Source organism: Kushneria sp. AK178, assembly GCF_053903105.1.
Window position 1 is genome coordinate 549,944 of sequence record NZ_CP096381.1, and the last position, 11,917, is coordinate 561,860.

Annotated in this window: 14 protein-coding genes; 12 read left to right on the plus strand and 2 right to left on the minus strand. The window is 65.4% G+C overall.

The window, feature by feature from the left end:
- Nucleotides 1–84: 84 nt before the first annotated feature.
- On the minus strand, nucleotides 85–984 hold the full coding sequence (rarD, locus tag M1D97_RS02520) for an EamA family transporter RarD (RefSeq protein ID WP_456269177.1): 900 nt from the start codon (nucleotides 982–984) through the stop codon (nucleotides 85–87).
- Between the two features lie 103 nt (nucleotides 985–1,087).
- On the opposite strand from rarD, the gene M1D97_RS02525 reads away from it, so the two are divergent.
- The 7 genes from M1D97_RS02525 to M1D97_RS02555 all read left to right on the plus strand — a co-directional run bounded on the left by M1D97_RS02525 (nucleotide 1,088) and on the right by M1D97_RS02555 (nucleotide 7,009).
- Nucleotides 1,088–1,444 carry an ArsR/SmtB family transcription factor gene (locus tag M1D97_RS02525; protein ID WP_456269178.1) on the plus strand — a complete coding sequence of 119 codons (357 nt, stop codon included), beginning with the start codon at nucleotides 1,088–1,090 and terminating at the stop codon, nucleotides 1,442–1,444.
- Nucleotides 1,441–1,854, plus strand: a complete 414-nt coding sequence (gene arsC, locus M1D97_RS02530) for an arsenate reductase (glutaredoxin) (RefSeq protein ID WP_456269179.1) — start codon at nucleotides 1,441–1,443, stop codon at nucleotides 1,852–1,854. Before M1D97_RS02525 ends, arsC begins: the two co-directional genes overlap by 4 nt.
- A complete protein-coding gene (gene arsH, locus M1D97_RS02535) occupies nucleotides 1,851–2,570 on the plus strand; it encodes an arsenical resistance protein ArsH (protein WP_456269180.1) in 720 nt (239 codons plus the stop codon). Before arsC ends, arsH begins: the two co-directional genes overlap by 4 nt.
- 20 nt (nucleotides 2,571–2,590) lie before the next feature.
- Nucleotides 2,591–3,904: an arsenic transporter gene (locus tag M1D97_RS02540; protein WP_456269181.1), complete on the plus strand. Its 1,314-nt coding sequence runs from the start codon at nucleotides 2,591–2,593 to the stop codon at nucleotides 3,902–3,904.
- 153 nt (nucleotides 3,905–4,057) lie between these two features.
- Nucleotides 4,058–5,422, plus strand: a complete 1,365-nt coding sequence (locus tag M1D97_RS02545) for a methyl-accepting chemotaxis protein (protein ID WP_456269182.1) — start codon at nucleotides 4,058–4,060, stop codon at nucleotides 5,420–5,422.
- 182 nt (nucleotides 5,423–5,604) lie between these two features.
- Nucleotides 5,605–6,681 (plus strand): sulfate ABC transporter substrate-binding protein, encoded by a 1,077-nt coding sequence (locus M1D97_RS02550; protein ID WP_456269183.1) that lies wholly within the window; start codon nucleotides 5,605–5,607, stop codon nucleotides 6,679–6,681.
- 109 nt (nucleotides 6,682–6,790) lie between these two features.
- Entirely contained in the window at nucleotides 6,791–7,009 is a 219-nt protein-coding gene (locus M1D97_RS02555) for a DUF2835 family protein (RefSeq protein ID WP_456269184.1), read from the plus strand.
- A gap of 76 nt (nucleotides 7,010–7,085) precedes the next feature.
- Here M1D97_RS02555 and M1D97_RS02560 read toward each other — a convergent pair whose 3' ends face one another.
- Entirely contained in the window at nucleotides 7,086–7,727 is a 642-nt protein-coding gene (locus M1D97_RS02560) for a YoaK family protein (protein WP_456269185.1), read from the minus strand.
- Between the two features lie 108 nt (nucleotides 7,728–7,835).
- Here M1D97_RS02560 and M1D97_RS02565 point away from each other — a divergent pair, with 108 nt between their 5' ends.
- The 5 genes from M1D97_RS02565 to M1D97_RS02585 all read left to right on the plus strand — a co-directional run bounded on the left by M1D97_RS02565 (nucleotide 7,836) and on the right by M1D97_RS02585 (nucleotide 11,860).
- Complete coding sequence (locus M1D97_RS02565) at nucleotides 7,836–8,750, plus strand: CHAD domain-containing protein (protein ID WP_456269186.1); 915 nt, start codon at nucleotides 7,836–7,838, stop codon at nucleotides 8,748–8,750.
- A gap of 60 nt (nucleotides 8,751–8,810) precedes the next feature.
- Entirely contained in the window at nucleotides 8,811–9,290 is a 480-nt protein-coding gene (locus M1D97_RS02570) for an OsmC family protein (protein WP_456269187.1), read from the plus strand.
- Nucleotides 9,283–9,780, plus strand: a complete 498-nt coding sequence (locus tag M1D97_RS02575; RefSeq protein WP_456269188.1) for a GNAT family N-acetyltransferase — start codon at nucleotides 9,283–9,285, stop codon at nucleotides 9,778–9,780. The genes M1D97_RS02570 and M1D97_RS02575 overlap by 8 nt, the downstream gene beginning before the upstream one ends.
- Nucleotides 9,781–9,888: 108 nt before the next feature.
- Complete coding sequence (gene rhtA, locus M1D97_RS02580) at nucleotides 9,889–10,770, plus strand: threonine/homoserine exporter RhtA (RefSeq protein WP_456269189.1); 882 nt, start codon at nucleotides 9,889–9,891, stop codon at nucleotides 10,768–10,770.
- A gap of 43 nt (nucleotides 10,771–10,813) precedes the next feature.
- Nucleotides 10,814–11,860 (plus strand): NAD(P)H-dependent flavin oxidoreductase, encoded by a 1,047-nt coding sequence (locus M1D97_RS02585; RefSeq protein WP_456269190.1) that lies wholly within the window; start codon nucleotides 10,814–10,816, stop codon nucleotides 11,858–11,860.
- The last annotated feature ends 57 nt before the right edge of the window (nucleotides 11,861–11,917 follow it).

An 11,917-nucleotide genomic window follows, 5' to 3' on the forward strand; every position in this document is an offset into this window, starting at 1 on the left:
CAAGGGTCTAGCGCAGTCGGGGGAATCGAGCAAACCCTGGGGTAGGGCGCGGCTGAGGCTGAAGGTGTGTTCGGAGGTCACTTCTCAGGCTGTCCCCACCCGCCGCTGCGCCCGCAGGGTATCCAGGGTATAAAGCGCCAGGCCGGCCCAGATGCAGGCAAAGGTGACAAGACTTGCCTGGTTGAAGGGTTCGCCAAACAGGAACACACCGGTGAGCAGGTGCAGGGTGGGGGTCAGGTACTGGATCAGCCCCAGCGTGCCGAGCTTGAGCCGCCGTGCGCCCATGGCAAAGAGGACCAGCGGCAGCACAGTAATCAGGCCGCAGCCGATCAGCAGCGCATCGGTGCCGACGCTGCCCTGCAGAAACACCGCCTGCTGCTGCATGTAGAGCGCGCCCAGCCACAAAAGGGCAAACGGCAGCAGCAGCATGGTTTCGATATAAAGTCCGGTGATGCTGTCGACGCCGATGCGCTTTCGGATCGCGCCGTAGAAGCCGAAGCTGCCGGCCAGCATCAGCGACACCCACGGTACCCGCCCGAAGCCCACCACCATGATCATCACGCCGGCCGCCGCCAGCAGTACGGCGGCCATCTGCAGCGGGCGCAGTCGTTCGCGAAAAAAGACCACGCCCAGCACGACGTTGAGCAGCGGGTTGATGTAGTAGCCAAGGCTGGCCTGCAGGACGTGATGGCTCGATACCGCCCAGATGAACAGCCCCCAGTTGGCGCTGATCAACAAGGCCGTGGCCACCAGGGCCAGCAGCAGGCGGCGATTGCGCAAGACGGCCATGGTGCGTGCCCCGCGATGGGTGAGCACCACAAACAGCGTCAGCAGGACAGCGGCCCAGATCATTCGATGAGCCAGGATTTCCCAGGGCGTGACCGACGGGCCGATCAGGTGAAAGTAGAGCGGCAGCACGCCCCATATCGAAAAACAGCCCAGCGCGGCCAGCAGTCCCGCACTCTGTTCACGCTTGTCCGTCATCGCACCGGCCCTTCAGGTAAAGAACAGCATCATACGCGGGATGGCACGCGGCGGCGACGCCTGGTGGTTGACTTGTAATAAATATGTCTATATTTTTGGACATATGGACAAGACAAGTGCTATCGAACTATTTTCGGCCCTGGCCCAAGAGACGCGTCTGGACGCCTTTCGCCTGCTGGTGCGCCATGAACCCGACGGCCTCGCAGCAGGGGAGCTGGCGCGCTGTCTGGACGTGCCGCACAACACGCTGTCGGCCCATCTGAATGTGCTGTCACGGGCGGGTCTGGTGGTCTCGCAGCGTCAGAGCCGCTCGATCATCTACCGCGCCAGCCTTGAGCAGATGCAGGCCATGATGGCCTTTCTGGCCCACGACTGCTGCGCCGGGCGTCCCGAACTCTGTGCGCCGCTGCTGGACGCCCTGTCATCCGAAAGCTGTTCCGATCAGGAGACCCCCTCATGAGCTGCGTGATCTATCACAACCCCGCCTGCGGCACCTCGCGCAATGTACTCGAGATGCTGCGCCAGTCCGGCGAGACGCCGGAGATCATCGAGTATCTGGAAACGCCGCCCACGCGGGCACGGCTGGTCGAGCTGCTGGCGGCGATGAACATGACGCCCCGCGAGCTGCTGCGCCGCAAGGAGCCGGTTTGCGCCGAGCTGGAGCTCGAGGACCCGACAGTGAGTGACGAGCAGCTGATCGATGCCATGATGGCGCATCCGATCCTGATCAATCGGCCCATCGTGGTCACCGACCGGGGCGCGCGGCTGTGCCGGCCTTCCGAGCGGGTGCTGACGCTGCTGGATCATCCGGTCAGCGAATTCACCAAGGAAGATGGCGAGGTCGTACGCCCGGGAGCGCCTGACGCATGAGTGACACGCTGCCCCATGTCGACAGGGACCGGCTCCAGCCCATCGATATCGAAACGTTGATCGGCCCCGACGAGCCGCGCCATGCGCCGCGCATTCTGGTGCTGTACGGCTCGCTGCGCGAGCGATCCTACTCCCGGCTGGTCGCCGAAGAGGTCGGCCGGCTGCTGCGATGGTTCGGCTGCGAGGTCAGGACCTTCAACCCCTCCGGACTGCCGCTGCCGGACGATGCCGAGGCCGATCATCCGAAGGTGACCGAGCTGCGCGAGCTGGCGCAGTGGTCGGAGGGCATGGTGTGGATCAGCCCCGAGCGCCACGGCGCGATGACCGGCATCATGAAAACCCAGATCGACTGGATTCCGCTGTCACTGGGCGGCGTGCGCCCGACCCAGGGCAAGACGCTGGCCGTCATGGAGGTCTCCGGCGGCAGCCAGAGCTTCAACGCGGTCAACCAGCTGCGCGTGCTGGGGCGCTGGATGCGCATGCTGACCATCCCCAACCAGTCCTCGGTGCCGAAAGCCTTCAACGAGTTCGACGAGGCGGGGCGCATGCACCCCTCACCGCTTTACAACCGCATCGTCGATGTCTGTGAGGAGCTGGTGAAGTTCAGCTGGCTCACGCGCGGTCGGGCAGCGTATCTGACCGATCGCTACTCCGAGCGGGTCGAAAGCGCCGAAGAAGTGTCGAAACGCGTCAATCAGCGCCCCCACCGCGCATGAATCAATAGGCGAGAGTCAACATGCTGGCACTGATTATCTTCGTGATCACCCTGGTGCTGGTGATCTGGCAGCCGCGGGGGCTGGGCATCGGCTGGAGCGCGCTGGGCGGTGCGGCCGTGGCACTTGCCACCGGCGTGGTGGGGTGGGGCGATGTCGCCACCGTCTGGGAGATCGTCTGGGACGCCACCTTCACGTTCGTGGCGCTGATCATCATTTCACTGATTCTCGACGAGGCGGGCTTTTTCAGCTGGGCGGCGCTGCATATCGCCCGCTGGGGCAACGGGCGCGGGCCGCTGCTTTTCATGCTGATCGTGATGCTCGGCGCGATGATTGCAGCGCTGTTTGCCAACGATGGCGCGGCGCTGTTGCTCACGCCGATCGTGCTGGCGATTCTGGTGCGTCTCGAGTTCACTCCACAGGCGGCGCTGGCCTTTATCATCGCCACCGGCTTCGTCGCCGATACCACCAGCCTGCCGCTGGTGACCTCCAATCTGGTCAACATCGTCACCGCCAACTATTTCAACATCGGCTTTGGCGAATACGCTCTGGTGATGGTGCCGGTCAACCTGGTCTCGCTTATCGCCACGCTTGCCGTGCTGTGGCTCTACTTCCGCCGCGAGGTGCCACGCCGCTACGACCGCGACCGGCTGGAAGCGCCCGCCGATGCCATTGTGGATATTCGGGTCTTTCGCGCCGCCTTTCCACTGCTGGCAGTGCTTTTGATCGCCCTGTTCGTGACCGCCCGCTGGCACGTGCCCTTTGCCCTCATCATGGGCACGGCCGCGCTGGTGCTGATGGCCATCGCCGGGCGCTGGGGCAGCGCCGGCACGCCCGTGGTGTCGCTGAACCGGGTGCTCAAAAATGCCCCCTGGCAGATCGTGCTCTTCTCGCTGGGCATGTATCTGGTGGTGTTTGGTCTCGGCAATGCGGGGCTGACCGCTGATGCCGCCGGCGTGCTGAGCTGGCTGGCGGCGCAGGGCACGCTGGTGGCCACCCTGGGCACCGGCATGGCGCTGGCGGTACTGGCCTCGGTCGTCAACAACATGCCCTCGACCCTGATCGGTGCGCTGGCGATCGATCAGGCCCATGTCCCCGAGCTCACCCGGCAGCTGATGGCCTATGCCAGCGTCATCGGCAACGACCTGGGGCCCAAGTTCACTCCGATCGGCAGCCTGGCCACACTGCTGTGGCTGCACGTGCTCGCCGGCAAGGGGTATCGCATCGGCTGGGGGCAGTACATGAAGGTGGGGTTGGTCATCACACCGCCGGTGCTTTTGGTCACGCTGATTGCGCTGGCGCTGTGGGGGCCGCTGGCGATCCGGCTCGGCGGGTAGCTATCGGGAGGCCATCAAGCGGGGGTGGCCGCTTGAGCGCGCCATATCAGGTCGGGCTCAAGAAGCAAGTGCTGCAGGTCGATATTGTCGGTATCGATGATTTGGGCAGCGGACCAGGGGCACCCGTTCCACTGCCGATGGCTGGAGTGCTCCATGTTCCGATATACCCCTTCTTCCCGGCAGGTGCCGCTGGTGGATGCCATCCATCGTGCCATGGCCGTGATCGAGTTTGACCCGCAGGGCACGGTGCTGTGCGCCAATCCGATCTTTTTCGAGACCACCGGCTACCGCGCCGAGGCGCTGGTGGGCCGGCATCACAGCGTGCTGTGCCCGCAAGAGCTTGTGGAAAGCGCCGAATACGCGGCCTTCTGGTCCCGACTGCGGGACGGCGAGTTCATCAGCGGGCGCTGCAAACGGCTGCGTCAGGATGGCACCCCGCTTTGGCTGGAGGCGACCTATAACCCCATCCGCGACCGGCGCGGACAGGTGGTGCGCGTAATCAAGCTCGCCACCGATATCACCGCGCAGGTGCGTGCCGAGCAGGAGATGAACAGCCGACTGGTCGCCATCGACCGCTCGATGGCCGTCATCGAATTCACCCCGGACGGGCACATTCTTACCGCCAATCAGAACTTTCTGGACACGGTGGGCTATCGGCTCGAGGAGATCGAAGGCGAACACCACCGCATCTTCTGCGGCAAGACGCTGGCGGCCAGCCCCGAGTACCGGGCGTTCTGGGCCCGGCTTAACGCCGGCGAGTTCATGGCCGGCCAGTTCAAAAGGTTCGATAAACAGGGGCGCACCCTGTGGCTGGAGGCCACCTACAACCCGATCTTCGATGACGACGGCCGGCTCTACAAGGTCATCAAGCTTGCCAGCAATATTACCGAGCGCGTCGAGCGGGAAGCCGACAGTCTGCGCCTGGCCTGTCGCATCTCGACCGAGACGGAAACGACCGCCACCGACGGCAGCCGCATCATCGACGACACCGTGCGCGAGATTCGCAGTATCGCCGATCGGGTCGAGGCCACTTCCAGACTGCTCAATGATCTGACGGCGCAGACGGCGAGCATCACGGCCGTGGTTGAAACCATCCAGTCGATCGCCTCCCAGACCAATCTGCTCTCCCTGAACGCCGCCATTGAAGCCGCCCGCGCCGGCGAACACGGCCGCGGCTTTTCGGTGGTGGCCCATGAGGTGCGGGCGCTGGCCCGCCGCACCGCTGATGCCACCAGCGAAATTGCCGGCACGATCGAGGCCCTGCAGACGCTCTCCCGCAGCGCCAGCACCAGCATGCATACCTGTCAGGAGAGCGTCGAAAAGGGGGTTGGCATGGCCGGCAATGCCGGCGAGGCGATCGTGCGGATCAGCGCCTGCACCGGTGACATGGTCACGGCCGTGCGCCAGATGGCCTCTACCGCGGAGATCAACGACGAGCCCGGTGTGGCGGATGGCGGGTCGCGGGCCGCCCTTCGCCGTGATGAGCGTCGGGGCACGCCCGTACCGGCGGCATCATGAGCCCCCGGTAATTGTGGCGCTGGCGGCGTCCGGGCTTTCGGCGTCATCGGCAGGGCCCGTGATACCCCGGGTGACCGGTCTCTTGCCAATATAAAATAGAATATAAAAATTTCTTTTTATTCTTTTAAAGAATTAAAAGGCGTGGGGTAATCTCTGCCAAACCCTATTGGAGGCGTTGCCCCATGCCCCTGCTGTCCTTCCCGCGCTGGTGGTCATCCGTGGCCCTGACGGCGCTGCTGCTGCCCGGTGCGGCCTTCGCCGAGCAGATTCGTCTGCTCAACGTCTCCTTCGATCCGACCCGCGAGCTTTACGCCGACTACAATCAGGCCTTCAGCCGGTGGTATGAAGCGCAGTCGGGGGATCAGGTCAGCGTGCAGCAGAGCCACGGCGGCTCGGGGCGCCAGGCGCGCTCGGTCATCGAGGGCAACCCGGCCGATATCGTCACACTGGCACTGGCGGCCGATATCGATGTGATCGCCGAACGGGGCAGGCTTCTGCCCGAAAACTGGCAAAAGGCGTTTGCCCATGACAGCACGCCCTATACCTCCTCGATTGTCTTTCTGGTACGCAAGGGCAACCCGAAAGGCATCCATGACTGGGACGATCTGACCCGGGACGGCATCGCGGTGATCTCGCCCAATCCGAAGACCTCCGGCGGGGCGCGCTGGAACTATCTGGCCGCCTGGACCTGGGCGCTCAAGCGCGAGCTGGGGGATCTGGATCGGCTGCAGGACGCCGGGGCAGCAGATGACGTGGCGAAGGCGCAGCAGGCCGCCGAAGATTATGTGAAGGCGCTCTATCAGCACGTACCGGTGCTCGACACCGGCGCGCGCGGCGCCACCAATACCTTTGTTCAGCGCGGTCTGGGCGATGTCCTGCTGGCCTGGGAGAGCGAGGCGCTGCTGGCGTTCAATGAGCTGGGCACGGACGACTACGAGATCGTGACGCCCTCGGTGAGCATTCTCACCCAGCCGCCGATCGCCATCGTCGAGGACAACGTGAAGAAAAAGGGCCCGGCCGCCGAAAGGGCCGCCCGCGCCTATCTGGACCACCTCTACTCACCGGAAGGTCAGCAGCTGGTGGCACAGCACTACTATCGCCCCATCAACGATGACGGTGTGGATCCGACGCTGCTCGAGCAGTTTCCGGCCATGGATCTCTACAACATCAACGACGTGTTTGGTGGCTGGGGCGAGGCACAGCAGACCCACTTTGCCAACGGCGGTGTTTTTGACCGCATCACGCGGCCGGGGGCGTGAGAAGGGTGTCCCGGTGATGACAGTGGCCATGTCCTGACCGTCGCCGGAATGTCGGCCTGCCGTTATGCTGGCCAACGTGAATGCCCCTTGCGCCGTTCAGGAGGCCGACGTGCCCAGTATTGACATCACCCTCAACCTCAGCGTCGAGCAGTGCCGCGCCCACTACGCCGGTGCCGCCGACAGCATCCGTACCCGCACGCTGGATGGGCGCAGCGTATTGCTGCCCTCGCGCGTGCTGCACCACGTCATCGGTCGCGATGGCGTGCATGGCACCTGGCGCGTCACCTTCGATGACAATGGCCGGTTCGTCTCGATTCGCCCGCTTTGAAGGCGTTCTCTCTTTTCGGCGCATGAAAGGCTCGCCTTCGAGCGCCTTCCCCGCACCCGCGGGGATATATCGAATATCAGGACGCCTGCATTGCCCGATGCCGCGCCACCAGTGCGTTCCACGCCGTGAACACCGCGCCGACCGCCAGCATGGCGGCAATGGCCAGCAGGGCGTGGCGGCCCAGATGGTCATTGAGCGGAATGGCCAGCGCGGCTCCGGTGACCAGCGCGCTCCAGCGCACCAGACCGTCCAGCCCGGCCCGGAAATTGCCTTCGGCCAGCGCCCGGCCGGTCCTGACCAGCATGCCGGTGAGAAACGTGACCCCCGATTCGTTGCCGCTGACCTGATTGAGGGTGCCCATGGCGGCGGCGATGAACAGCACGGTGGTAAAGGGGTAGTCATCGCTGTGGGCAAAGGGCATCGAGGCACTCATTAAAAGCGCGGTCAGCAGCAGGATCACCGTGGGTCGCCAGTGGCCCACCTGCCGGGCGATCCAGGCGCCGAGGGTAGTGGCGGTAAAAAAGGCGGCGATCACGGCGGCCAGAGGGGCGATGCCGGCCCAGGCGCCTTCGCCGATATGACGCCCGATATGCGAGGTGTTGCCGGTCATGTAGACCGCCAGCAGATCGCGACTGTGCAGATAGATCAGCGCATCCGTGGCGCCGGCGACCATGAACAGCAGGGCAAAGGCCGGGAAGGGAATCTTTCTGTCGAGCATGCTGGACCCCGAGCGCGATCATGAGAAGGGGAGGTGGCGTGCCGAACAGGGTGGGCGCCGGGCGCACTATACTACGGGATATGCCTGTAACGCCTGGAGGAGGTGATCATGGCTTATCGTCTCGAGATGTCCGAAACAACCTCAAGGGGGCTGGCGCGGATTGCCGCCGAGCAGATCGATCGGGCGCGCCGCGATATTGCAAAGCGCGATACGGTGGCCGGCATTCACAAGCTGCGTCAGCGCTGCAAGCGCGTTCGGGCCATTCTGCGCCTGGCGCGGCCGGCACTGGGCAAGCACTACGCCCGGGAGAACCGGCGCTTTCGCGATCTGGCCCGGGCGGTGGGCGGCCCGCGCGATGAGCAGGTACTGATCGATACCTTCGATGCGCTGATGGTCGCCCACAAGGGGCGTCTGGACCGGCGGCAGTTCACGCCGACACGCCAGCAGCTGCTCGGACGCCATCAGCGGGCGCTGGCGGCCACCGCTCTGCCGGAGATGGCGTGGATCGATGCCGAGCTGGTCAGAGCGCGTGAGGCGATCGATGACTGGGCGCCGGCCATTGATCGCTTCAAGGCGCTGCGCGACGGGCTGACGCAGACCGGCGCCCGGGCGCGTCAGGCGATGCAGCGCGCCGATGGTGCCAGCGATGAGGCCTGCTTTCACGAATGGCGCAAGCAGGTGAAGTACCATCGCCATCACTGCGAGCTGCTGGTCAATGTCTGGAAGGCGCCCATGAAGGCACGCGCCGGAGAGGCCCATCGGCTGGCGGACCTGCTCGGCGAGGAGCACGACCTGGCCATGCTGGCGCAGGCGTTGAGCGACCCCGAGGCGGCGGCACAGGGTCGGGACAAGACTGCCACGCTGCTGGAGATGATCGCCGAGCGCCGCGAAGGGCTTCAACGGGAAGCACTGCTGCTGGGCCGGCGCCTGTTCGCCGAAAAGCCCGAGGCGCTGGGCAAGCGGATCAAGCGCTATCGACAGATCGCGCGCCGGGAGGCGCGCGAAAGCGCCGTCGTGTCATGATCGACGCGGCCGGTCAAAATGGCGATGATGAGCCATCACTCATGAAAGCGGAGTCGAGGTATGGCGGGACAGCAGCATCACTATCGGGTCACGGTACAGTGGCAGGGCAGTCGTGACACCGGTACCACCGGCTATCGCGACTACGGCCGCGAACATCAGCTGAGTGCGCCCGGCAAGGCGCCCATCGACGGCTCCGCCGATCCGGCCTTTCTGGGCGACAGCGATCGCTGGAACCCGGAGGAGCTGCTCCTCGGCTCGCTGTCAGCCTGTCACAAGCTCTGGTATCTGCATCTGTGCGCCGAGGCGGGCGTGGTGGTGCTGGCCTATGAGGATCACGCCGAGGGCGAGATGGATGCCGCTCTGGGGCGCTTCACCCGGGTGATTCTGCGCCCGCACATTACCCTGAGCCGTGACAGCAGTGAACAGCGCGCCCATGCGCTGCACGACAGGGCCCACGACAAGTGCTTCATTGCCGCCTCGGTCAACTTCGAGGTGAACTGTCAGCCGACATTTGCCCGCCAGGACGCCGCTCATGGGTGAGCAGACCATCTGGTATCTGGAGATGCGCGACCCGAGTGATCATCACGCCCGGGCGCTGCCGGAGACGCTCACGGTCACCGAGTGCGAAATGCCGCAGTTTGCGCTCAATCGCTTTCTCTATGAGCTGGTGGGGGCGTCGTGGCAGTGGCGTGAGAAGCTTGAGGGTGACCAGAACGCGTGGCAGGCGATGGTCGAAAGTGACGCCCATCGCACCTTCGTGGCGTATCACCGTGGTGCGATCGCCGGCTACTTCGAGCTCTATCGGCCCGATGGCGTCAACGTCGAGATGCTCTATTTCGGGCTGGTGTCGGACTTCATCGGCATGGGATTTGGCGGCGGACTCCTGAGCCACGCCATCGAGCAGGCCTGGCGCTGGCCGGGCACCGAGCGGGTGTGGCTCCATACCTGCTCGCTGGATCATCCGGCGGCGCTGGACAACTATCAAAAGCGCGGCTTTACGATCTTTGATGAAGAGACCGCGCCCTGTTGAGTGCCGGCAACCACGGCCCCGGCAGGGCCGTTATCATGGGGCGCAGGGTCCGGCCCCGGGCGGCCTGCCACGCGCTGCCCCTCAATGACCGTTCTGGAATGCATCGCCATGTCGTCTGCGCGCGCCCTTGTCGTTCAACGTCTGCTCCCGGTGGCCCTGCTGCTGGTGGCCATGTCCTCGATCCAGAGCGGCGCCTCCATTGCCCAGCAGCTCTTTCCCGTAGTGGGTGCCTCCGGGGCCACTTCCATTCGCCTGCTGCTGGCCGCCGCCCTGATGCTGGTCATCTTTCGACCGTGGCGCCGGCCGGTGACGCGCCGCGCCTTCAAGGCGATTGCCGTCTACGGCGTGGCGATGGGAATGATGAACTTTCTGCTCTATCAGGCGCTGGTCACCGTGCCGCTGGGGATTGCGGTGGCGCTCGAGTTTACCGGGCCGCTGGCGGTGGCGGTATTCACCTCGCGGCGGCCGCGCGATCTGATCTGGATTGCGCTGGCCATCGCGGGGCTGGCGGTGCTGCTGTGGCCGGGCAGGAGCCTCGAGCACGGCATCGATCCGCGCGGGGCGCTGTGTGCGCTGGGCGCCGGCGCCTGCTGGGCGCTCTACATTCTGTTCGGGCGCCGGGCCGGCAGCGGCAACGGCACCCAGAGCGCGGCGCTGGGCATCACCATTGCTGCCGTGGTCATGGCGCCGATCGGGCTGATCGAGGCCGGTACGGCGATCTTCTCGCCGGCGGTGCTGCCCGTGGGGCTGACCATCGCGGTGCTCTCCACGGCGCTGCCCTATACGCTGGAGATGTTTGCCCTGTCGCGCATGCCGACCCACGTGTTTGGCACTCTGATGAGCCTGGAGCCGGCCATCGGTGCGCTGTCGGGGCTGCTCTTTCTGGGCCAGCAGTTAACGTCTTTGCAGTGGCTGGCGATTGGTACCGTCATCGTGGCCTCGATGGGCACCACGCTGACGGCGCGTTCGGCGGCCCCGGGCCAGAGCTGATACACCCTTGCCATCATCGACCGCCACCCCGCCGGAGGGCCTCATGAGTACCGCACTGCCCGTCTCCCTGCCGCTGATTCAGGCCCCCATGGCCGGTGTTTCCACACCCGAGCTGGCCGCTGCGGTCAGCAACGCCGGCGCGCTGGGCTCGATCGCCATCGGCGCGGCCACGGTCGATGCGGCGCGATCGATGATCGAGCGCACCCGGTCGCTGACGGATCGCCCCTTCAACGTCAACGTGTTCTGCCATCGCACGCCGCAGGTGGATGATGCGTGCGAGACAACCTGGCTGGCAGGACTGGCGCCGCTGTTTGCTCGCTTCGACGCCGAACCGCCCAAGCGGCTCGAGACGATCTACCAAAGCTTCAATGACGATACGGCCATGCAGGCGCTGTTGTGCGAACAGCGCCCGGCGGTGGTGAGCTTTCATTTCGGGCTGCCGCCGCAGCCGGTCATCGAGGCGCTCAAGGCGCGCGGTATCACGCTTTTGGCCACGGCGACCACCCTGGCCGAAGGTCGGACTATCGAGGCCGCCGGGGTCGATGTGATCGTGGCCCAGGGCAGCGAGGCGGGCGGCCATCGCGGCGTGTTCGAGCCCGAGCGCGGCGATGCCCTGCTGGGCGTTGTGCCGCTGGTACGAGCGCTGGTGCAGGGCACCTCCCTGCCCGTCATCGCCGCCGGCGGCGTGATGGATGGCGCCGGCATCGATGCGCTGCTGGCGGCGGGCGCCCGCGGTGTGCAGCTGGGCACGGCCTTTATTGCCTGCCCGGAATCCTCGGCCAGCGACACACATCGCGCCTGGCTGGCCGGGGCGCATTCGCTCGAGACGGTGGTGACCTCGGTGATTTCCGGGCGGCCGGCGCGGGCGCTGGTCAACGGCCATACCCGCGAGATCACCTCAACGGCTATCCCCGACTATCCGCGGACCTATTCGGCCGGCAAGGCACTGACCGCCGCGGCCTCACGGGCGGGCGATGACACCTTCAGCGTGTGCTGGGCGGGGCAGGGGGCGGCGCTGTCCCGTGCGCTGCCGGCGGCCGAGCTGATCGAGCGGCTGCGCCGGGAAAGCCGCCAGCCCGGGTTTGTATAAGTATTTATTGAATAAACAAAAATTCATGAAACAATGTCATTTCGACAAAGGTCGGTG